This is a genomic window from Phenylobacterium sp. (assembly GCF_036723115.1).
In the GTDB taxonomy this organism is placed as follows: domain Bacteria; phylum Pseudomonadota; class Alphaproteobacteria; order Caulobacterales; family Caulobacteraceae; genus Phenylobacterium.
In genome coordinates this window covers 1-19,468 of sequence record NZ_DAIMHV010000039.1, presented here as the reverse complement: position 1 = coordinate 19,468, position 19,468 = coordinate 1, and the positions used below count along the sequence as shown (strand labels likewise).

General features: G+C 70.7%; 19 protein-coding genes. 11 read left to right on the top strand and 8 right to left on the bottom strand.

The genetic code is table 11. The features are described 5' to 3' along the window. Positions 1 to 164 precede the first annotated feature (164 nt). The 3 genes from ffh (at position 165) to rimM (ending at position 2,770) form a co-directional block, all read left to right on the top strand. Positions 165 to 1,712, top strand: a complete 1,548-nt coding sequence (ffh, locus tag V7D28_RS06365; RefSeq protein ID WP_333586530.1) for a signal recognition particle protein — start codon at positions 165 to 167, stop codon at positions 1,710 to 1,712. Between the two features lie 18 nt (positions 1,713 to 1,730). Continuing rightward, positions 1,731 to 2,192 carry a 30S ribosomal protein S16 gene (rpsP, locus tag V7D28_RS06360; RefSeq protein ID WP_333586529.1) on the top strand — a complete coding sequence of 154 codons (462 nt, stop codon included), beginning with the start codon at positions 1,731 to 1,733 and terminating at the stop codon, positions 2,190 to 2,192. A 74-nt stretch (positions 2,193 to 2,266) separates the two neighbouring features. Further along, positions 2,267 to 2,770: a ribosome maturation factor RimM gene (gene rimM / locus V7D28_RS06355; RefSeq protein WP_333586528.1), complete on the top strand. Its 504-nt coding sequence runs from the start codon at positions 2,267 to 2,269 to the stop codon at positions 2,768 to 2,770. Positions 2,771 to 2,906: 136 nt separating this feature from the next. Here rimM and tesB read toward each other — a convergent pair whose 3' ends face one another. After that, positions 2,907 to 3,773, bottom strand: a complete 867-nt coding sequence (tesB, locus tag V7D28_RS06350; RefSeq protein ID WP_333586527.1) for an acyl-CoA thioesterase II — start codon at positions 3,771 to 3,773, stop codon at positions 2,907 to 2,909. 113 nt (positions 3,774 to 3,886) lie between these two features. Here tesB and trmD point away from each other — a divergent pair, with 113 nt between their 5' ends. Continuing rightward, positions 3,887 to 4,597 carry a tRNA (guanosine(37)-N1)-methyltransferase TrmD gene (gene trmD / locus V7D28_RS06345; protein WP_333586531.1) on the top strand — a complete coding sequence of 237 codons (711 nt, stop codon included), beginning with the start codon at positions 3,887 to 3,889 and terminating at the stop codon, positions 4,595 to 4,597. A 26-nt stretch (positions 4,598 to 4,623) separates the two neighbouring features. After that, positions 4,624 to 5,064, top strand: a complete 441-nt coding sequence (rplS, locus tag V7D28_RS06340) for a 50S ribosomal protein L19 (protein WP_333586526.1) — start codon at positions 4,624 to 4,626, stop codon at positions 5,062 to 5,064. Between the two features lie 48 nt (positions 5,065 to 5,112). Here the strand turns inward: rplS and V7D28_RS06335 are convergent, their stop codons facing one another. Then, positions 5,113 to 6,039, bottom strand: coding sequence for a LysR family transcriptional regulator (locus V7D28_RS06335; protein WP_333586525.1), 927 nt, complete (start codon positions 6,037 to 6,039; stop codon positions 5,113 to 5,115). 73 nt (positions 6,040 to 6,112) lie between these two features. Beyond that, the gene (locus V7D28_RS06330) at positions 6,113 to 7,651 is read right to left on the bottom strand and encodes an MFS transporter (protein WP_333586524.1); all 1,539 of its coding nucleotides are present in this window, start codon (positions 7,649 to 7,651) and stop codon (positions 6,113 to 6,115) included. A gap of 126 nt (positions 7,652 to 7,777) precedes the next feature. On the opposite strand from V7D28_RS06330, the gene leuC reads away from it, so the two are divergent. The 5 genes from leuC (at position 7,778) to leuB (ending at position 12,139) form a co-directional block, all read left to right on the top strand. Then, the gene (gene leuC / locus V7D28_RS06325; RefSeq protein ID WP_333586523.1) at positions 7,778 to 9,202 is read left to right on the top strand and encodes a 3-isopropylmalate dehydratase large subunit; all 1,425 of its coding nucleotides are present in this window, start codon (positions 7,778 to 7,780) and stop codon (positions 9,200 to 9,202) included. Next, the gene (locus V7D28_RS06320; RefSeq protein ID WP_333586522.1) at positions 9,202 to 10,083 is read left to right on the top strand and encodes a VOC family protein; all 882 of its coding nucleotides are present in this window, start codon (positions 9,202 to 9,204) and stop codon (positions 10,081 to 10,083) included. The genes leuC and V7D28_RS06320 overlap by 1 nt, the downstream gene beginning before the upstream one ends. Positions 10,084 to 10,085: 2 nt before the next feature. Then, entirely contained in the window at positions 10,086 to 10,697 is a 612-nt protein-coding gene (gene leuD / locus V7D28_RS06315) for a 3-isopropylmalate dehydratase small subunit (RefSeq protein ID WP_333586521.1), read from the top strand. Next, positions 10,694 to 10,996, top strand: a complete 303-nt coding sequence (locus tag V7D28_RS06310; protein ID WP_333586520.1) for a putative quinol monooxygenase — start codon at positions 10,694 to 10,696, stop codon at positions 10,994 to 10,996. Before leuD ends, V7D28_RS06310 begins: the two co-directional genes overlap by 4 nt. 87 nt (positions 10,997 to 11,083) lie before the next feature. Continuing rightward, the gene (gene leuB / locus V7D28_RS06305; protein WP_333586519.1) at positions 11,084 to 12,139 is read left to right on the top strand and encodes a 3-isopropylmalate dehydrogenase; all 1,056 of its coding nucleotides are present in this window, start codon (positions 11,084 to 11,086) and stop codon (positions 12,137 to 12,139) included. Between the two features lie 21 nt (positions 12,140 to 12,160). Here the strand turns inward: leuB and V7D28_RS06300 are convergent, their stop codons facing one another. The 5 genes from V7D28_RS06300 to V7D28_RS06280 form a co-directional block, all read right to left on the bottom strand. Next, positions 12,161 to 13,912, bottom strand: a complete 1,752-nt coding sequence (locus tag V7D28_RS06300; protein ID WP_333586518.1) for a tetratricopeptide repeat protein — start codon at positions 13,910 to 13,912, stop codon at positions 12,161 to 12,163. Next, on the bottom strand, positions 13,909 to 16,647 hold the full coding sequence (locus tag V7D28_RS06295) for a M16 family metallopeptidase (protein ID WP_333586517.1): 2,739 nt from the start codon (positions 16,645 to 16,647) through the stop codon (positions 13,909 to 13,911). Before V7D28_RS06295 ends, V7D28_RS06300 begins: the two co-directional genes overlap by 4 nt. 136 nt (positions 16,648 to 16,783) lie before the next feature. Continuing rightward, entirely contained in the window at positions 16,784 to 17,098 is a 315-nt protein-coding gene (locus V7D28_RS06290) for a GNAT family N-acetyltransferase (RefSeq protein ID WP_333586516.1), read from the bottom strand. Positions 17,099 to 17,225: 127 nt separating this feature from the next. Beyond that, positions 17,226 to 17,510 carry a hypothetical protein gene (locus tag V7D28_RS06285; RefSeq protein WP_333586515.1) on the bottom strand — a complete coding sequence of 95 codons (285 nt, stop codon included), beginning with the start codon at positions 17,508 to 17,510 and terminating at the stop codon, positions 17,226 to 17,228. 222 nt (positions 17,511 to 17,732) lie between these two features. After that, on the bottom strand, positions 17,733 to 18,128 hold the full coding sequence (locus V7D28_RS06280) for a PaaI family thioesterase (RefSeq protein ID WP_333586514.1): 396 nt from the start codon (positions 18,126 to 18,128) through the stop codon (positions 17,733 to 17,735). Between the two features lie 181 nt (positions 18,129 to 18,309). Between V7D28_RS06280 and V7D28_RS06275 the strand changes: the two genes are divergently transcribed. After that, on the top strand, positions 18,310 to 19,341 hold the full coding sequence (locus V7D28_RS06275; RefSeq protein WP_333586513.1) for an aspartate-semialdehyde dehydrogenase: 1,032 nt from the start codon (positions 18,310 to 18,312) through the stop codon (positions 19,339 to 19,341). Positions 19,342 to 19,468 lie beyond the last annotated feature (127 nt).

Here is a 19,468-nt window from a genome sequence, read left to right as displayed (position 1 = left end):
CCGCCACGACCCCCATCACCATATGGGACGAGGGCGGCGAGGCCCCCCGTCGACGTGATCGTCCACGGGGGTCGATCGCGTTTGGGCTCCAGGTTCCCTATGCTCGCAGGGGAAACCTGAACGGAAAAGATCAGGCGTGACCGCGTCGCGCCGTGGGAGTTTGGATGTTCGACGCACTTTCTGAGCGGCTGTCCGGGGTATTCGACCGTCTGTCGGGCCACGGCGTGCTGTCCGAAAAGCACATCGACGAGGCCCTGCGCGAGGTGCGCATCGCCCTGCTGGAGGCCGACGTGGCCCTGCCGGTGGTGCGCGACTTCATCGCCAAGGCCAAGGAACGCGCCTCCGGCGAGGAGGTGCTGCGCTCGGTCCGTCCCACCGATCAGGTGATCAAGATCACCTATGACGGCCTGGTGGACATGCTGGGCGGTGACACGGTGGAAGGCCTGCGCCTGTCCAGCAACCCGCCCACGGTGCTGATGATGGCCGGCCTGCAGGGGTCGGGCAAGACCACCACCGCCGGGCGCCTGGCCCTGCGCCTGGCCCGCGAGCGCAAGAAGGTTCTGCTGGCCTCCCTCGACACCCGACGGCCCGCGGCCATGGAGCAGCTGGCCACCCTGGCGACCCAGGCCGGCGTGGACTCCCTGCCCATCGTGGCCGGCCAGTCGGCGCCCGACATCGCCCGCCGGGCGCTCTCGGCGGCCAAGCTGCAGGGCTATGACGTCCTGATCCTCGACACCGCCGGGCGCACCACCCTGGACGAGGCCATGATGGCCGAGGCCGCGGAGATCGCGAAGATCGCCACCCCGTCCGAGACCCTGCTGGTGGCCGACGCGCTCACCGGCCAGGACGCGGTGCGCACCGCCAAGGCCTTCCATGAGCGCCTGCCGCTGACCGGCCTGGTCCTGACCCGCGCCGATGGCGACGGGCGCGGGGGGGCGGCGCTCTCCATGCGGGCGGTCACCGGCCTGCCCATCAAGTTCCTGGGCGTCTCGGAAAAGATCGACGGCCTGGACGTCTTCGACGCCCGCCGGGTGGCCGGGCGCATCCTGGGCCAGGGGGACGTGGTCGCCCTGGTGGAGAAGGCCGCCCAGGACCTGGACCAGGCCAAGGCCGAGGCCATGGCCAAGAAGCTGGCCAAGGGCCAGTTCGACCTGGACATGATGGCCGACCAGCTGTCGCAGATGAAGCGCATGGGCGGCATGGAAGGGCTGATGGGCTTCCTGCCCGGCGTCCAGAAGATGAAGAAGCAGATGTCCGAGGCCAATATCTCGGACAAGATGCTGGACCGTCAGGCGGCGATCATCTCGTCCATGACCAAGGCCGAGCGGAAGAAGCCCGACATCCTCCAGGCCTCGCGCAAGCGCCGCATCGCCAAGGGGGCGGGCGTGGACGTGGCCGATGTGAACCGGCTCCTGAAACAGCATCGCCAGATGGCCGACGCCTTCAAGATGATGAGCCGCGACGGCGGCAAGGGCTTCGCCAGGATGGCCGGCATGCTCACCGGCGGCGGGGGCGGCGCCGACATGGCCCGCCTCAAGGCCATGGGCGGCGGCAAGATGCCCATGCCCACCCAGGCGGAGATCGAAGAGGCCCAGGCCAAGCTGGCCGGTCTCGGCGGCCCCGGTCTGGGGGGTCCCAATCTCGGGGGGCCCAAGCTTCCCGGCCTCGGCGGCGGTCTGCCGCCGGGCTTCAACCCCTTCAAGAAATCCTAGAGCCTACAAGGAAGACCCATGCTCAAGATCCGTCTCGCCCGTGGCGGCGCCAAGAAGCGCCCCTACTACCACATCGTCGTCGCCGACAGCCGCTCGCCCCGCGACGGCCGCTTCATCGAAAAGGTCGGCGCCTACAACCCGCTGCTCAAGAAGGATGACCCGAGCCGCGTCACCCTGAAGGTCGAGCGCATCCAGGACTGGATCAAGAAGGGCGCCCAGCCCACCGACCGCGTCGCCCGCTTCCTGTCGCAGGAAGGCCTGGTGAAGTGGGAAGCCGGCAACAATCCGAGCAAGGCCGAGCCGGGCCGCAAGGCCAAGGAACGCGCCGAGGAACGCGCCCAGCGCGAGGCCGACCGCGCCGCCGCCGCGGCTGAAGCCGCCGCCGCCCCCGCCGCAACTGAAGAGGCCCCGGCCGAAGAGCCCGCCGCCGCCGAAGAGGCTCCGGCCGCCCCGGCCGAAGAGACCGCCCAGGAGGGCTAAGGCTCTCTGGACGTGCGACGCCGTCCTCGCCTGTCGCGGGGACGGCATCGGCGCCTTCATTCGAGTAGTCCCGCATGAGCGAACGGCTGATCCAGGTGGCCCGGGTGGCCGGCGCCTTCGGGGTGCGCGGCGAGATCCGCATCACCACCTTCACCGAGGACCCCATGGCCCTGCCGGCCTATGGGACGCTGTTGCGTGACTCCGGCGAGCCGGCCCTGAACCTGTCGGCCGCGCGGCCGGTGAAGGGCGGCATCATCGCCCGCGCCCGGGAGGTGGCCACCCGCGAGGAGGCCGAGGCGCTGAGGGGCCTGCGCCTGTTCATCACCCGTGACAGCCTGCCGCCCCCCGACGAGGACGAATTCTACCTGGCCGACCTTATCGGGCTTTCGGTGGCGACCGCCGAAGGCGAGGCTCTGGGCAAGGTGAAGTCGGTCCAGGACTTCGGCGCCGGCGACCTCCTGGAGATCCAGCCGCCTGCGGGCGCCAGCTGGTGGCTGCCCTTCACCCGCGAGACCGTGCCCGAGGTGAAGATTCCCGAGGGCCGGCTGGTGGCCGTGCGACCTGCGGAGACGGAGTAGGGGTTCAGACCCGCGCCGGCCGAACGGGCCGGCGCATCGATTTCGCCCGGACACGAAGGCACGAAGGGCGCCCCCCCTGTCCTTGCGCCCCTTGTCCCCGCGCCCTTCGTCGTCATTGCGACGGCCCTTGAGCGCGTCAGTCGCCCTTGCGCATCCGCATCAGGCCTTCCTGCGCCACCGAGGCCACCAGGGTCCCGTCCTGGGCGTAGAGCGCCCCGCGCACGAAACCCCGCCCGCCGGAGGCCGAGGGGCTGTCCTGGGTGTAGAGGTGCCAGTCGTTGAAGTTGGACGGCTTATGGAACCACATGGCGTGGTCGAGGCTGGCCGACTGCAGGCCCGGCGTCTGCCAGGCCACCCCGTGCGGGCGCATGGCGGTCGACAGCAGGTTCATGTCCGACGCATAGGCCAGGATCACCTGATGCATGCGCGGGTCGTCGCCGATGGCGCCGGTGGCGCGGATCCAGACGTCGGACTTGCCCTCGGTGGGCTTGGTGTTTCCGCCGAAGCCGAAGGCGTCGCGGCCGCGCATCTCGATGGGCCGCGGACGCGACATCATCTTGCGCATCTCCGGCGGCATCTTCTCGGCGGCCTTCTTCATGGCCTCGGCCTCGGTGGGCAGCTCGTCGGGACCCGGAACCTTGGGCATGGGCGACTGGTGCTCAAACCCGTCCTCCACCACCTGGAAGGAGGCGGCGAGATTGAAGATCTGCTTGCCGTTCTGCACGGCGATCACCCGGCGGGTGGTGAAGGTGCCCCCGTCGCGGGAGCGGTCCACCTCGAACAGGATCGGGATGCGCGGGTCGCCGGGCCGGATGAAATAGCAGTGCAGCGAGTGGCAGATCCGGTCTTCCACCGTCTCATAGGCCGCCAGCAGGGACTGGGCGATCACCTGGCCGCCGAAGATGCGCGGCGGCCCGCCCTGGGGGCTCACCCCGCGGAAGAGGTTCTGTTCGATGCGTTCCAGCGCCAGGGTGTCGGGCAGGATCTCGGGCGTGTCTTCCATGGGAATGGCTTATCGTATGTTGCAGGTGCGAAAGCGCGACGGCTTAACCCCTGCGCGCGATTGCGGCAAGGCGCAGCCTTTCCATGTGGGCCAAGCTGGTGCAGATGGCGGCCATGTCCTTTGACGCCACCGTGCTGACCATGTTCCCCGAGGCCTTTCCCGGCCCCCTCGGCGTGTCGCTGATCGGCACGGCCTGGAAGGAGCAGGGCCTCTGGACGCTGGAAACGGTGGACATTCGCGGCTTTTCCAAGGATAAGCGCGGCTTCCTCGACGACACCCCCGCTGGGGGCGGTCCGGGGCAGGTTCTTCGGGCGGACGTCATCGCCTCGGCGCTGGACAGCATCGAGGCGCGTGGGCGGCCGCTTTTGTACATGAGCGCCCGGGGTCGACCCCTGACCCAGGCGCGGGTGCGGCGATGGGCCCAGGGTCCGGGACTGATCGTCCTGGCCGGTCGGTTCGAGGGGGTGGATCAGCGGGTGCTCGACGCCCGCGGGTTCGAAGAGGTCGCCGTGGGCGACGCGGTCCTGGCCGGCGGCGAGGTCGCGGCCATGCTGACCATCGAAGCGTGCGTAAGGCTGGTGCCCGGCGTCCTCGGCCAGGCGGCCAGCCTCAGTGAAGAGAGTTTCGAGGACGGGCTCCTGGAGCATCCGCAGTACACGAGGCCGCGGACCTTCGAAGGACTCGACATCCCCCAGGTGCTGCTTTCCGGGCACCACGCCCAGGTCGCCAGATGGCGGGCTGAGCAACGGGAGATCGCTACGCGGGAACGGCGTCCGGACCTCTGGGCGCTTCATCTCGCCAATCAACAGGCAAAGGGCGAGTAAAGCCCAGTGACAAAGGAATTGAACCGATGAACGTGATCGAACAGCTCCGCAAGGAAGAGGCCGACCGCCTCAAGGCCGTCCGCAGCATCCCCGACTTCCGTCCGGGCGACACCGTGCGCGTCAATGTGCGCATCAAGGAAGGCGAGCGCGAGCGCGTCCAGGCCTATGAAGGCGTCTGCATCGCCCGCTCCGGCGAGGGCGTCGACGAGAACTTCACCGTCCGCAAGATTTCCTTCGGCGAGGGCGTGGAGCGGGTTTTCCCCATCCTGTCGCCGATGATCGAATCCATCGAGGTCAAGCGCCGCGGCGTCGTGCGCCGGGCCAAGCTCTACTATCTGCGCGACCGTCGCGGTAAGTCGGCGCGGATCGCCGAGCGCCAGCTGACCGCCGCCGAACGCGAGGCCGACAAGGCCGAGCGCACGGCCCGCGCCGAGGCCTCCGCCGCCGCCAAGGCCGAAGCCGAATAAGACCCTCCGCCCTCAGGCGGAGGCGAACGATTGCGACGGGCGGTCCCCTCAGGGCCGCCCGTTTTGCGTGGGCGGCGGCTGACCCTGGATGCAGGCTTTCAGCCCCTCGGCCAGATGGTCGAACATCAGGCGCATGCGCGGCGTCATGCCCAGGCCCTCAGGCATGCACAGCCACATCTCCATCTCGATGTTGAAGTCGTCCTCCAGCACCGGCAGCAGGCCGTAGCGCGCAGCCACCGCCCTCTGACAGGCGCCGATGCCGAAGCCCGCCCGCAGGGCCGCCAGCTGGGCCACGTCGCTGTCGCTGCGGAAGGCGAAGATCTCGCGGGTGATGGGGCGGCCGATGTCCACCTTGCCCTGCAGGGGGGGCACAACGCTGTCAAATCCGATGATGGGGTGCTGGTCCAGCTCGTCCACGCTCGCCGGCAAGCCGCTCCGCGCGGCATAGTCCGGCGCCGCATAGAGGCCCAGATGCACCACGCCCACCTTGCGGGCCACCAGGCTGTTCTGGGTGGGGCGGCCCATGCGCACGGCGATGTCGGCGTCCCGGCGGGTGAGGTCCGCATGGCGGTTGGAGACGGTGAGCTCCACCACGATCCCCGGATGGCGGCGGTGAAAATCGGCCAGTATGGGCGGCAGGATCTCCACGCCGACGCTCTCGGTGGCCGTGAGGCGCACGACGCCGGAGGTCTGGGTGGCGGCGCCTTCCACGTCGCGCAGGGCCGAGGCCACGGCCGCGGCCATGTCCTCCAGACGGGGTCGCAGCTCCAGGGCCAGGTCCGTGGGTTGCAGCCCCCGGGGCGAGCGCAGGAAGAGCGGGGCGCCCAGGCGCTGCTCCAGGGCCTCGATATGGCGCCCGATGGTGGGCTGGGTCATGCCCCTCTGGCGGGCGGCGGCCGACAGGCTGCCGGCTTCGAGGACGGCGTGCAGGCTCTGAAACAGGTCCCAGTCGGTGGCGGCGGCGGACGGCATCATCCCAAGATGGGGCAAGCCTCGCCATAGAACAATGATGCGCGAGGTCGTTCGGCCCGTCCGCCTCGCCCGACCCTCAGGCCTCCACCGGCGCAGCCTGGGCTTCGGCCCCCGCCTCGGCAAGGGCCTGCTGCTCGGCCTCCCGCTCGGGGCGGCGGCGGCGGCGGCGCTCCATCAGTCGGCCCGCGGGGAAGGCCTGCATCATCTTCAGCCCGGCCACCGGCGAGAGGTTGGCCACCACCCGGCGGGCCTCGCTCATCACCTGGCTGACCATCTCCTTCTGCTCCACCTCCCCGGCCTCGCGGACGAGCGTCAGGCGGTGCAGGGCGTAGAGGCCCAGAAGCGCCGACATCAGGAAGTAGAAGTCCCAGTTGTTGAACGCCAGATGCAGCACGTCCACATCGGCGCCCGGGCGCGACCAGCGGATCAGCAGCTGCAGCTCGCGGGCGGCGAAGAAGTCGGCGAACAGTCCGCCCAGGATCGGCGCGGCCGCTGCGGCCAGGGAGGTGATCAGGGTGTTGGCGGCGATATAGGCCGTGGCCGCGCCCCGGGGGGCGAGCTTCAGGGCGATGTTCACCGTGGCCAGGCCCACCCCGGCGGCGGCGGCCCCGAAGGCCACATGCAGACCGATGAGATAGGCCGCGGCCAGCTGCCGGTCGTCGATCTGGGAGGTGAGCGCCGTGGCGGCGATGCAGAGGATGTAGGCCGGGGCGGCCACATGCAGCACCGACTTGTTGGAGAACCGGTCCGACAGCTGGCCCCAGGTCCGCAGCACCGCGATATTGGCCGCCTGGCTCACCACGCTGAGCACGATGACGAAGGTGATGGGATAGTTGAGCTGGCTGACGAAATAGACGGTGAAGAACGGGCTCGCCAGGTTCACCGCGAACTGCCACGACGACAGGAAGAAAATCAGCCGGCGGAAATTCTCGTCCCGCAAGGGCGCGCGCAGCAGCCGCAGCAGGTTCACCCCCGGGGCGGGCGGCGGCATGGGCGGTTCCGGCGTGCGGGCCAGCGCAGCGACGCTGACCAGGCCCAGCAGGAAGGCCACGGCGAAGAAGGCGGCGAAGATCATGCCCCGCTCGGCCTCAGCCACCCGGTCCAGGGCCACCCCCGACAGGATGGTGACGCTGAGGGTGACGGCGGTGGCCACCAGCGTCCGCCGGGCGGTGAAGGCGCCCAGCCGCGCCTCGGGGATCAGGTCGCGCACCCAGGAATTCCAGGCGCAGCTGGTCACCGCGCCCAGCGATCCGATCAGCAGCTGGGTGACCACCAGGGCCGTGAGGCTCCAGCCGTTGTGGGGCAGGAGCGCGATGGCCGCCATGACCGGAAGATTGAGCCGGGCGCAGAAGGCCGCGGTGGCGGCGATGGCGCGGCGGCGGCGCAGCTTCTCCACCAGGGGCACGGCCGGCGCCTGGATCAGCTGGGTCAGGAAGGGCAGGGCCGCCAACAGGCCGATGACCGAGTTGGACGCCCCCAGATAGAGGGCGAAGGCCGCCAGGACGATGCCCGAGGTGACCGCCGTCACCGCCGTGGCGGCGGCGGAATCCACCATCATCAGGGTCGTGGCCCGCGCCAGCTCCCGCTCGTCCTGGACGTCGCTCTCCGGTGTCATGCGGCTCGGGCCTGCTCCTTGGGCTGTGGCCCTGGGAACGCATGGCCATCCCATAGGCCTCCACGGGGATCAAGGGCGCCACTGCGACCTTTACGTGACGGGGCTGCGCCTCCTACATAGCCGCCCATGGCCGGCAAGACCCTCTATGACAAGATCTGGGACGCTCACCTCGTTGCGCAGCAGGACGGTGAAGCGATCCTCTATATCGACCTGCACCTGATCCACGAGGTGACGACGCCCCAGGCCTTCGCCGGCCTTCGCGCCGCGCGCCGCCCGGTGCGCAGGCCCGATCGCACCCTGGCCGTGGCCGACCACAATGTCCCCACCGAGGGCCAGGCCCTGGGGGTGGGCGCGGTGGCCGACGAGGAGGCGCGCCTCCAGCTCCAGACCCTGGAGCGCAATGTGGCCGACAACGGCATCGAATTCTTCCCCATGGGGGATATCCGCAACGGCATCGTCCATGTGGTGGGTCCCGAACAGGGCCGCACCCAGCCGGGCATGACCATTGTCTGCGGCGATTCCCACACCTCCACCCACGGCGCCTTCGGCGCGCTCGCCCAGGGCATCGGCACCTCGGAAGTCGAGCACGTCCTGGCCACCCAGACCCTGCGTCAGGCCAAGTCCAGGAACATGCGCGTGGTCATCGACGGGACGCCGGCGCCCGGCGTCGGCGCCAAGGACTTCGCCCTGGCCGTCATCGGCGCCATCGGCACGGCGGGCGGCACCGGTCATGTGATCGAATATGCCGGCGAGGCCATCCGGGCGCTGTCCATGGAAGGGCGCATGACGCTCTGCAACCTGACCATCGAGGCCGGGGCGCGGGCGGGCCTGGTGGCGCCGGACGAGACCACCTTCGACTATATGCGCGGCCGGCCCGCGGCGCCCAAGGGCGCGGCCTGGGAGATGGCGCTGGCCCACTGGAAGAGCTTCTTCACCGACGAGGACGCCGTCTTCGACCGGGAGATCCGCCTGGACGCGGCGGCCATCGCCCCCCTCGTCACCTGGGGCACCTCGCCAGAGGACGTCATGCCCATCGACGGGCGCGTCCCCGACCCGGACAGCTTCGCCACCCCGGACAAGCGGGCCTCTGCGACGCGAGCGCTCGACTATATGGGCCTGACCGCCGGCCAGCCGATCACCGAGGCCCGGATCGACCGGGTCTTCATCGGCTCGTGCACCAACAGCCGCATCGAGGATCTGCGCTCCGCCGCCCAGGTGGCGCAGAAGGCCTTTCTGGAAGGCCGGCTGGTGGCCCCCCACGTCAAGGCCATGGTGGTGCCGGGCTCGGGCCTGGTGAAGGCCCAGGCGGAGGAGGAGGGGCTGGACGCCATCTTCAAGGCCGCCGGCTTCGACTGGCGCGAACCGGGCTGCTCCATGTGCCTGGGGATGAACCCCGACCGCCTGGCGCCGGGCGAGCGCTGCGCCTCGACCTCCAACCGCAACTTCGAGGGCCGGCAGGGCCGCGGCGGACGCACCCATCTGCTCAGCCCGGCCATGGCCGCGGCGGCGGCCATCGAGGGCCGACTGGCCGACGTGCGCGACTACATCTGATGGGCCAGCCCCTGGTCACCGGCCTCGACCATGTGGCCCTGGCGGTCTTCGACCTGGATCAGGCGGTGGACGCCTATGGCCGCCTGCTGGGTCTGGCGCCGGAGTGGGTGGGCGGAGACGGCGGGGCGCGCCACGCCTGGTTCCAGTTGCCCAACATGGCCCTCGACATCATCGCCCCGGCCGGCGACGGCGCCTTCGGACGGGTGATTGCGGGCCACCTGGCCGCCCATGGGGAAGGCCTGTGGGCGCTCGCCTTCGCCGTGGCCGATATCGAGGCCGCCGCGACCCTGCTGCGCCGACGCGGTGTTGGGGCCAGCGACCCCGGCGCGGTGCGGACCACCCATCTGGACGGGCGCAAGCGCTATTGGACCACCTCCACCCTGGACGCCGCCGACACCGGGGGGATGAACATCCTGCTGGTGGGGCCGCCCCGGGACGGCCAGCCCTTCCCCCTGTCGACGGCTGTCGGGGAGGCCCGCGCCGCCGTCACCGAGCTCGACCATGTGGTGGTGCGCACGGAAGACCCCGAGCGGGCCATCGCCGTCTATGGCGCCAAGCTTGGCCTGGACCTGCGGCTTGACCGCTCCAACCCCGACTGGGGGGTCCGGCAGCTGTTCTTCCGCTGCGGCGGGGCGGTGGTGGAGTTCGCCGCCAGCCTCAAGACCCCCCGCGGCGAAGGCCCCGACCGCTCCGGCGGACTGGCCTGGCGGGTGAGCGACGCTGCGGCGGTCCAGGCCCGCCTGGCCGCCGGGGGCTGGAACGTCTCCGACGTGAAGCGCGGCCGCAAGCCGGGCACCCAGGTCTTCACCGTGCGCGAAGGCGCCCCTGGCCTGCCCGCCCTGATGATCCAGCAGGGGGCGCCCGCCCCCCAGGAGGACTGACCATGAAGCCCTTCATCCGCCTCGACGCCAAGGCCGCCCCCCTGCCGCTGGCCAATATCGACACCGACCAGATCATCCCCAAGCAGTTCCTGAAGACGGTGGAGCGCGAGGGCCTGTCGCGGGGCCTGTTCTACGACTTCCGCTTCGACGAGAACGGGACGGAAAAGCCGGACTTCGTGCTGAACCAGCCGGCCTTCAAGGATGCCGGCGTGCTGGTGGCCGGCGATAATTTCGGCTGCGGCTCCTCGCGTGAGCACGCCCCCTGGGCGCTGATGGATTTCGGGATCACCTGCGTGATCTCCACCAGCTTCGCCGACATCTTCTACAACAACTGCTTCCAGAACGGCCTTCTGCCGGTGGTGCTTCAGCCCCAGGAGGTGGAGCAGCTCATGGGCGAGGCTCGGGGCGGCAACCACATGGTCACGGTGGACCTGGAGTCCCAGACCGTGACCTCGCCGTCCGGCGCGGTCTTCAGCTTCCAGATCGATCCGGCCCGCAAGCACAAGATGCTGAACGGCCTGGACGCCATCGGCGAGACCCTGCAGCGCGGGGCCGACATCGACGTCTATGAGAGCCGCCGGGCCCTGGACCAGCCCTGGCTAGAGCGGGCGTGAGCCTGGTCATCGCCGGCACGATCTTCGTGCCGCCGGAGCGGCTGGCGGCCTTTCGACCGCACATGCTGGCCATGCTGGAAGCCAGCCGCGCCGAGGCCGGCTGCCTCGTCTATTCCTATGCTGAGGATGTGGCCGAGCCCGGCCTGATCCGGGTGTTCGAGGCCTGGCGGGACCAGGCCTGTCTGGACGCCCATTTCGCCACCCCCCATCTGGCCGCCTGGCGGGCGGCCTGGCCGGAATTCGGGGTTTGCGATCGCCGCCTCATCGCCTACGAGATCGCCTCGCAACGGGCGGTCTGAGGGGCCGCCCCATAGAGCCCGATGCGACCCGGCGGCGCTGTCTGGTCGTTGAATCCGGCTCTAAAATCTACAGACGGGGCGATGACCATGACCGACCTTCTTCTCCTGCCCGGCGACGGCATCGGCCCGGAGGTCACCGCCGAGGTGGTGCGGGTGATCAAGGCCCTGGCGCCGGACCTGAAGGTGGAGGAACGCCCCTTCGGCGGGATCAGCTATGACCAGCATGGCGCGCCGCTGACCGACGAGACCCTGGCGCTGGCCAAGGCCTCGCGGGCCGTGCTCATGGGGGCGGTGGGCGGTCCCAAATGGGCGGCCGTTCCCCGGGACAAGCGCCCCGAGGCCGGTCTGCTGGCCCTGCGGGCAGGGATGGAGGTGTTCGCCAATCTCCGCCCGGCCCTGTGCTTCGGCCCCCTGGCCGACGCCTCCTCGCTCAAGCGCGACCTGGTCGAAGGCCTCGACTTCATGATCGTGCGCGAGCTCACCGGCGGCATCTATTTCGGCGAGCCGCGCTTCATCGAGGACCTGCCCGGCGGCGGCCGGCGGGCGGTGGACACCCAGGTCTACACCACCCAGGAGATCGAGCGGGTGGCCCGCGTGGCCTTCGAGCTGGCCCGCGGCCGGCGCAACAAGGTGCATTCGGCCGAGAAGTCCAATGTGATGGATTCCGGCCTCCTGTGGCGCGAGGTGGTCACCGACCTGCACGCCCGGGAATTCTCCGATGTGCAGCTCGAACACATCCTGGCCGACAACGCCGCCATGCAGATCGTCAAGAACCCCAAGCAGTTCGACGTCATGGTCACCGACAACCTCTTCGGCGACATCCTTTCGGACGCGGCCGCCCAGCTCACCGGCTCGCTCGGCATGCTGCCCTCGGCGGCCCTGGGGGCGGCGGGCAAGCCTGGCCTCTATGAGCCGATCCACGGCTCGGCGCCGGACATCGCCGGCCAGGGCGTAGCCAATCCCCTGGCGGCCATCCTCTCCTTCGAAATGGCCCTGCGCTGGTCGCTGGGCCGGGCCGAGGCGGCTGATCGGCTTCAGGCCGCGGTGATCGCGGCCCTGGAGGGCGGCGCCCGCACCCGCGATCTGGGGGGGCGCCTCACCACAGTGCAGATGGGCGACGCGGTCCTGGCCGCCCTGGGCTGACGACGTCTTCGGCCTGAGGGCTCACGACGGGTCGGCGAGGGCGGGGTCCAGGGCGATGGCCGCGGCGATATCGGCCGCCGCGGCGGCGCTCTCCCCCATCTCCTCGCGCACCAGGCCCCGCAGATAGAGGGCCTCGGCGTTGCGGGGGTCGGCGGCGAGCGCCTTCTGGGCCCAGTCCAGGGCGCTCAGCAGATCATCCAGCTGATAATAGACGACCCCCTTCTCCTTCATCAGTGCGGCGTCGTCGGGGGCGAAGGCGAGGCCCGCATCAGCCTCGCGCAGGGCGGCCTCGTACTGGCCCAGCTGGCGCCGGGCGACAGCCGCCAGCAGCCGCGAATAGGCCGTATCGGCGTCCAGGGTCGCCATGCGGTCGGTCATCTGCAGGGCGGCCTCGAGCTGGCCTTGAGTGAACAGAGCCTCGCCGTGGACGATCAGCACCTCAGCGTCGTCGGGCGTCAGGGCGAAGGCGCGGCGGCTGAGCGCCAGGGCTTCGGGGCCGCGCCCCTGGCGCAGGAGATTTGTCGCCAGGGCGGTCAGGACCAGGGGATCGGCGGGATGGCGGGCGAGCAGGCGCCGGAACGCCGCCTCGGCCCCCTTCAGGTCGCCCGCCTCCTCGACGGCATAGGCAAGATCGAGGGCGATTCCATCATCCCGGGGCGACAGGGCGGCGGCGCGGCGGAACGCCTCAAGGGCCGCAGCCGCATCCGTCCCCCGCAGGATCAGCCCCCAGGCGCGCCAGGCGTCCGCGAAATCGGGGGCGAGGCGCAAGGCCTCCTCCGCCGCGGCCCGCGCGCCGTCCAGATCGCCCTGGTCGGACAATAGCTGCGCGCGGCGGATCAGAAGGGTCGGCCGGTCGGCGGGTTGCGCGACGGCCAGGGCGACCTCGATGAACCCCAAGGCCAGGTCCGCCAGGCCCAGTTTCTGGGCGACCAAGGCGGCGATGACGGCCGTGGGTCCGTTCACCGTCCCCGGCGCCCCCACGGCCTCCAGATCGGTCCAGGCGCCGGCCTCATCGCCCAGGCGCGCCCGGGCGAGGCCGCGCAGGGCGTGGGGATAGGGGAGCGGATGCAGGGCGATCACCGCGTCCAGGTCCGAGATCGTCCCGGCCCAGTCCTGGCGCAGGTATCGGCCCTCCGCCCGGATCACCAGAAGCCCCGGAGCCGGGCCGCCGGCCTGGGCGCGGGCGATCAGGTCATCGGCCGCGCGGCTGTCGCCCCGGGCGATATAGGCTTTCAGCAGCGCCTGGGTGACCACCACATCGGCCGGGTCAAGGCGATGCAGCCGTTCCAGGTCCGCCCGGAGGGCGCCATGCTCGCCGGCCTCGGCCCGGGCCAGGACGCGCAGCCTGACGAGGTCGGAATCGCGCGGCGCCAGTCTGAGCCCGGCCTCGGCCGATGCGCGGGCGGCGGCGGGGTCCCCGGCGCGAAAGGCCAGCACGCCCTGGACCATATAGGCCGCCGGCGAGGGCCAGAGGGCGACGGCCTTGTCGGCCGCCGCCCGGCCTTGGGCCATGTCGTCAGCGGCGAGGTAGCTCAGGGCCAGCGCCATGGCGACCGGGCTGCGCGCCTCATCGGTTTCCGCCAAGGGCGCGGCCTCCAGGCAGACCTCCAGCAGGTCCGGCAGGGGGTCGCTGAATTCAGCGTCCAGGCAGGCGTCCAGCGCGCTCGGCTTCTCCTCGGCGAAGGCCGGCCCGCTGGCCGCTCCGAGGAGGGCCAGGGTCAGGGCCCGGGCGGCGAGGCCGACGCAAAGTCGGGCGGGGGGACGAAGCGTCATGGTCGGGGCTCCGGCGAGAGGGCGGGACGGGCGAGCGCCAGGATGGGCGGCCCCTGGAGCCAGGCGCGGGCGGCGGCCTGCACGTCGGCGGGGGTGAGATCGCCAAGCGCGGCCTGGAGCGCCGCCCGATCGGCCTGGCGCGTGGCCCAGTCGTCCAGGCTGAGAAGGTCCGAAGCCAGGGCCGCATTGGACCGATCCTGCTCGGCGAGCGCCTGCAGAAGCATGCGCCGCAGCCGTTCCAGGTCGCCGGCCTCCGGCGCCGAGGCGGCCAGGCGCCGGGCCTCGGCCGTCACGCTGGCGACCGCGGCGTCCAGGTCCTGGGCCTGAGGGGTCAGGACCACCGCAAGGGCCACCGCCTCCCCCGGCCGCGCGACGCCGACCAAACCCACCTGGGGCGAATAGGTCCATCCCTGCCGATGACGGGTCTCGGCGACGACCGCCTCCTCCAGCAGCAGGGCCAGGGCGAAGGCCGCCGCCTGTTCCGCCGGTGGGTGAGGGAAGACCAGAGGCCAGCGGAGCGCGGCTGCGGCGCGATCGCCAGGCCCCTCGTGCGTCACCTCGACGGGGGCCGGGGGCGCCCGAGCATAGGTCTGGGGCGGAAACGGCGCGCCGGCGGCGCGCGGTCTGCGGGGCCGGGCGCCCAGGGTTTCGGCCGTCAGGCGGACCGCCTCGGCTTCGTCAAGATCCCCCACCAGCACCAGCTCCGCCGGACCGCTGGCCAAGAAGGGCGCCAGGGCCGCGCGAAGACGCTCGGCGGTCAGGCGACGATAGGTTTCAGGGTCGCCGGGAACCTCGAAGAGGTCTGGCCAGAGGCGGGTGTGCAGGGCCATGTCCACGGCGACGGTCGGGTCCAGCCTTCGGCTGCGCTCCAGTTCATCGGCCACCAGGGCCAGGGCGTCCAGGGTCTCGGCGGTGTGGTTCGGGCGGGTCAGATGCAGGGTGATCACCGCCAGGTGCGGGCCGATCTGGCTGGCGAAGCTGTCGGCCGCCACCTCCAGCCCCTGTTCCTCCAGCCCGGCCTCAAAGGCCCAGTCCCACGCCCCCAGGCGTTCGTTCAGGTCGGCATAGGGCTGGCCGTCCGCGCCGGCATAGGGGAGGATTTTCGCGCTGATGACGGCTGCGGCCAGATCGTCGGGGCTGAGCGCGCCCGGCGTCGGTCCCATGCGGATGCGCAGGTGGGCCTGGCCCGGGGCATGGCGGGTCCGCAGATGCTTCAGCACCAGGCCGTTGGCGAAGGTCAGGCGCACGGCTCCCTCCCCCAGGGCCTCGCGCCGCACCACCCGGCCGGGCGAGCCGAACTCGAAGCTGAGCGGAGCCGTCGCGGGCAGGGGTTCGGCCAGGGGGGCGGCCTCCCCGGCGTTCCAGGCCGCGATGAGCGTCTCAGCCTCGGTCCCGCCCTCCTCCACCGACAGGGTCGCGGGCGCCTCGGCCGGCCAGATCCGGGCGAGCGCCCGGCGCAGGCCCTCGGGACGGACCTGGCCGGCCAGGCGGCTGATCTGGCGCATGGTCTGGCGGGGATGCAGGAAGGGTCGGCCGAAGACCATGCCATAGGCCAGGGCGTCGGCCAGCTGGGCGGGGCTGACCGAGGCGAGGCTGGTGAGGTCGCCCCGCGCCTCGGCCCTCTGGCGGGCGATGGCGGCGTCCACCTCGTCCTGGCGCGGCCCCTCGGCGGCGAGGGTTCGCAGGACCGATTGGCCCAGGGTCAGGGCGGCCGGGCCCTGGCCCGCCCGGTGCGTGGCCACGAGGCAGGTGACCTGGCGGGTCTCGTAGAAGGCCGGCCCGTCGAAGGCCAGGGCGTAGATCCCCGGGCTCCGCGCCGCCGCCCGGCCCAGGCGGCGGTCGACAATGTCGGTCAGCACCCGCCGGCGCAGCTCATAGAGGGGGTCGTCCTCGGCGGCAGGGTCATAGGGTGTGTTGCGACAGGCGCGGCTCTGGGCCGGCAGGCGGCTGGGCGGGATGACCAGGGCGCTGACCGCCTCCGGCGGCTCAGGCGAGGGCATGGCCGCCATGGCCGGCCGCGCCCCTGCGCCCGCCCAGTCCCCGAAAACCGCTTCCAGCCTGGCCAGCATCTGGCCCGGGTCCAGGGCCCCCGCCGCCACGATCAGGCTGCGGTCGGGGCGATACCATTTGGCGTGGAAGGCCCGCAGGTCGGCGGCGGAGAGCGCGTTCAGGGTGGCCGCCGCCCCGACGGGGGTGAGGTTGTTCTCCGGTCGGAAGTGAAAGGCGGTCTCCAGCTCGTCGGCGGCGTCGCCGCTGCGCAAGCCGTCCCGACGCTCGGCCAGCACCACCCCCCGTTCGGCGGCCACCTCGGCCTCGAGGAAACGCAGGCCGTCGCCCACATCGCGCAGCCAGGCCAGCGCCAGATCCACCGTGGCCGTTTCGGCCGTGGGCAGGTCCAGGTGATAGGTGGTGGCCCAGCGGCCGGTGAAGGCGTTGTGGTCGCGGCCGAAGACCGCGCCCGCCGCGCCCATGGCCCGGTCAGGTCCGCCGTCGGGAAACCTTCGGGTGGAGCGGAAGGCCATATGCTCCACGAAGTGGGCGACGCCCCGATCCGTGTCGTCCTCGGCCTGGCTGCCCACCCGCACCACCAGCCGGAAGGATACGGCCTCGGCGCCCTCCACCGGCAGCAGGGCGTAGGCCAGGCCGTTGGCGAGTTCGCCGCTCACCAGGTCGGGATGTTGCTCCTGGGCCTGGGCCGCGCCGGCGGCCCCCAGGCAGGCCCCCAAGAACGCCATCAGGCACGCCATCAGGCCCGCCGCAACGGCGCCTCGCCAGCCTGTCCCCACGGCTCGCCCCCGAACAAAACAGAAACACCCGCAGCCTGACTACAATAGGTTGCGCCCGCCGCCAACCCCCCGCCTGCGGCGAGCGTCAGTCCAGGCCCAGGCTCTTGCGGTAGTCGGGGTGCAGCAGATCCTGATATTCGGCGTGGCGCTTGATGTAGCTGGCGAAGAAGGGACAGACCGGCATGACCGCCTGGCCGTGCTCGCGGGCATAGTCGAGGGCCGTGCGCACCAGCAAAGAGCCCACCCCCTTGCCTTCGAAGGCCTGGGGGACCTCGGTGTGCGGAAAGAGGATGCCGGTCTTCAGCAGGCGGTATTCGGCGAAGGCCACGTCCTGGCCCAGGCGCACCTCGAAGCGGCCGGACTCGGTGTTGTTCACCACCTCGAAAGTCTCGTCGGCCATGGCCGCCTCCTGATCGAACCTTTGGGGAGGACCTGAGCAAAGCACGGGGCGGCCCAACGAAAAAGGCCGGCGTCGCCGCCGGCCTTCTCCGTATCCGTCCCGCCCTGCGGCGGAGCGGCCTTACAGCTTAGCGCTGAGCCAGCTCCATGCCGGCCACGGCGGCCAGCTCGGTGTCGCCGACCTTCATCAGGGTGGCCTCGACGGTGGACTTCACACAGCGGGCCTGGGCCGACTGGCGGAAAGTTTCGGAGGCGGTTTCACGGAGGCAGACGGTGCGCGCGGCGTCCACGATCTCGGCATGGGCCTCGGCGGTGGTCTTGCCGGCCAGGGAGACCTTCACGCCTTGGGCCGAAGCCGGGGCGGAGATGGCGACGGCGGCCAGGACGGCGAGCGAAGCGATACGAGCGATCATTTTTTCAGTTCCCGGAAAGGGGGTTGATGACAAACCACTTTTCGGGGCGTTCCTCTGGCGGCCTTCGTCGTCGATACGCGTCGTTGTTGGCCGCCTTGACCGTGTGATAGCGCGACCTTCCCCAGGGTCACAAGCGACAATTTTGCGACGCAGCACGACTGTGTTGCGCTGCGGGATGATCGGGCGCCGATGGTCACGGATTAGGCGCCGGGGCCAGGCCGCCTACCCCTCCACCGTCATCTGGGTCTGAAGGACCAGGGCCAGCAGCCGGCCCTCGGGGCTGGTGATGCGGGTCTGCCAGACGCTGGAGCGGCGGCCGATGTGCAGGGGCGTCGCCTCGCCGATGACGGTGGTTCCCACCTTGGCCGAGCCCAGGAAGTTGGTCTTGCTTTCCAGGGTGGTGGTCCGCGCGCCGGGCGGCAGGTTCAGAAAGCCGCCGATGGCGCCCAGCGCGTCTGCGAACGCCATGAAGGCGCCGCCATGCAGGATCCCGCCGGCGGTGCAGAGATCTTCGCGCACCACCAGCTGGCCCGCGGCGCGGTCCTTGGCGCGGGCGGTGATCTCAACGCCCATCAGGTCGGCGAAGGGCATGCCCGTGGGGGCGGTGGGGGCGGTCATGGGCGTCTCCTTCACGGACGATCGTCCGGGTCTTTTCACAGCGTTCGGGTTGCGCCGCGCCAGTCTAGCCCCTAGCTGCGAGGTCACGAAGCCGCGGCCGGCCGGGCCGGAAGGCGTGCTTGCGCGCGCTCGGCCGGGGGCGTATCGACGCCGCCGAGAGAGAAAAAGCAGGAGAGTTTCGATGGGTTACCGGGTGGCCGTGGTCGGCGCCACGGGCAATGTGGGCCGTGAGATGCTGAACATCCTCGAGGAACTGGAATTCCCCGTGGACAAGATTCACGCGATCGCCTCGCGCAAATCCATCGGCGTGGAAGTCTCCTTCGGCGACCAGCGCGTGGCCTGCGAGGACATCGAGCAGTTCGACTTCTCCACCGTCGACATCGTTCTGATGAGCGTGTCGGGCTCGTTCTCCAAGACCTGGTCGCCGAAGATCGGGGCGGCCGGCCCCATCGTCATCGACAATTCCTCGGCCTTCCGGATGGACCCGGACGTGCCGCTGATCGTGCCGGAGGTGAACCCGGACGACGTGTCCTATGCGGGCAAGAAGAACATCATCGCCAATCCCAACTGCTCCACCGCCCAGCTGGTGGTGGCGCTGAAGCCCCTGCACGACCGGGCGAAGATCAAGCGGGTGGTGGTGGCCACCTACCAATCGGTCTCCGGCGCGGGCAAGGAAGGCATGGACGAGCTGTGGGACCAGACCAAGGGCGTCTTCGTCCTGGGTCCGGGCGAGCCCAAGAAGTTCCCCAAGCAGATCGCCTTCAACGTCATCCCCTTCATCGGGTCGTTCAACGAGGACGGCTATACCGACGAAGAGGCCAAGATGTGGAACGAGACCCACAAGATGATCGACCCGTCGATCGCCCTCACCGTCACCTGCGTGCGCGTGCCGGTCATGGTCGGCCATTCCGAAGCCGTGAACATCGAGTTCCACGAGCCCCTGGACGAGGACGAGGCCCGCGACATCCTGCGCGAGGCGCCGGGCCTGATCGTGGTCGATAAGCGCGACGACAAGGGCTACATCACGCCCAAGGAGGTCCAGGGCGAGTTCCCGGTCTTCGTCAGCCGCATCCGCAAGGACCCGACCATCGAGAACGGGCTGAACCTCTGGGTGGTGGCCGACAACCTGCGCAAGGGCGCGGCGCTGAACGCGGTGCAGATCGCCCAGCTGCTGCATGAGCGCGGCCTGATCAAGACCCGCGCCGCGGCCTGAAGCCCACGCCCTCAAATCTGCTACGGATCGAGGGGCGTCGGAGGTGATTCCGGCGCCCCTTTTCTTTTTTCCCGAAAGCCGCCGTCGTGGCCCAGCCTGCCGCCTCCCCCACCGCCGCCGCTTATGG

Excerpts from the sequence above, each read along its gene's own strand:
- V7D28_RS06300 (WP_333586518.1), bottom strand. The coding sequence starts at position 13,912 with ATGACGCTTCGTCCCCCCGCCCGACTTTGCGTCGGCCTCGCCGCCCGG.
- V7D28_RS06285 (WP_333586515.1), bottom strand. The coding sequence starts at position 17,510 with ATGATCGCTCGTATCGCTTCGCTCGCCGTCCTGGCCGCCGTCGCCATC.
- tesB (WP_333586527.1), bottom strand. The coding sequence starts at position 3,773 with ATGGAAGACACGCCCGAGATCCTGCCCGACACCCTGGCGCTGGAACGC.
- V7D28_RS06295 (WP_333586517.1), bottom strand. The coding sequence starts at position 16,647 with ATGGCGTTCTTGGGGGCCTGCCTGGGGGCCGCCGGCGCGGCCCAGGCC.
- V7D28_RS06320 (WP_333586522.1), top strand. The coding sequence starts at position 9,202 with ATGGGCCAGCCCCTGGTCACCGGCCTCGACCATGTGGCCCTGGCGGTC.
- V7D28_RS06290 (WP_333586516.1), bottom strand. The coding sequence starts at position 17,098 with ATGGCCGACGAGACTTTCGAGGTGGTGAACAACACCGAGTCCGGCCGC.
- leuB (WP_333586519.1), top strand. The coding sequence starts at position 11,084 with ATGACCGACCTTCTTCTCCTGCCCGGCGACGGCATCGGCCCGGAGGTC.
- rimM (WP_333586528.1), top strand. The coding sequence starts at position 2,267 with ATGAGCGAACGGCTGATCCAGGTGGCCCGGGTGGCCGGCGCCTTCGGG.
- rplS (WP_333586526.1), top strand. The coding sequence starts at position 4,624 with ATGAACGTGATCGAACAGCTCCGCAAGGAAGAGGCCGACCGCCTCAAG.
- leuC (WP_333586523.1), top strand. The coding sequence starts at position 7,778 with ATGGCCGGCAAGACCCTCTATGACAAGATCTGGGACGCTCACCTCGTT.
- ffh (WP_333586530.1), top strand. The coding sequence starts at position 165 with ATGTTCGACGCACTTTCTGAGCGGCTGTCCGGGGTATTCGACCGTCTG.
- V7D28_RS06335 (WP_333586525.1), bottom strand. The coding sequence starts at position 6,039 with ATGATGCCGTCCGCCGCCGCCACCGACTGGGACCTGTTTCAGAGCCTG.
- trmD (WP_333586531.1), top strand. The coding sequence starts at position 3,887 with ATGTCCTTTGACGCCACCGTGCTGACCATGTTCCCCGAGGCCTTTCCC.
- V7D28_RS06275 (WP_333586513.1), top strand. The coding sequence starts at position 18,310 with ATGGGTTACCGGGTGGCCGTGGTCGGCGCCACGGGCAATGTGGGCCGT.
- V7D28_RS06280 (WP_333586514.1), bottom strand. The coding sequence starts at position 18,128 with ATGACCGCCCCCACCGCCCCCACGGGCATGCCCTTCGCCGACCTGATG.
- leuD (WP_333586521.1), top strand. The coding sequence starts at position 10,086 with ATGAAGCCCTTCATCCGCCTCGACGCCAAGGCCGCCCCCCTGCCGCTG.
- rpsP (WP_333586529.1), top strand. The coding sequence starts at position 1,731 with ATGCTCAAGATCCGTCTCGCCCGTGGCGGCGCCAAGAAGCGCCCCTAC.
- V7D28_RS06330 (WP_333586524.1), bottom strand. The coding sequence starts at position 7,651 with ATGACACCGGAGAGCGACGTCCAGGACGAGCGGGAGCTGGCGCGGGCC.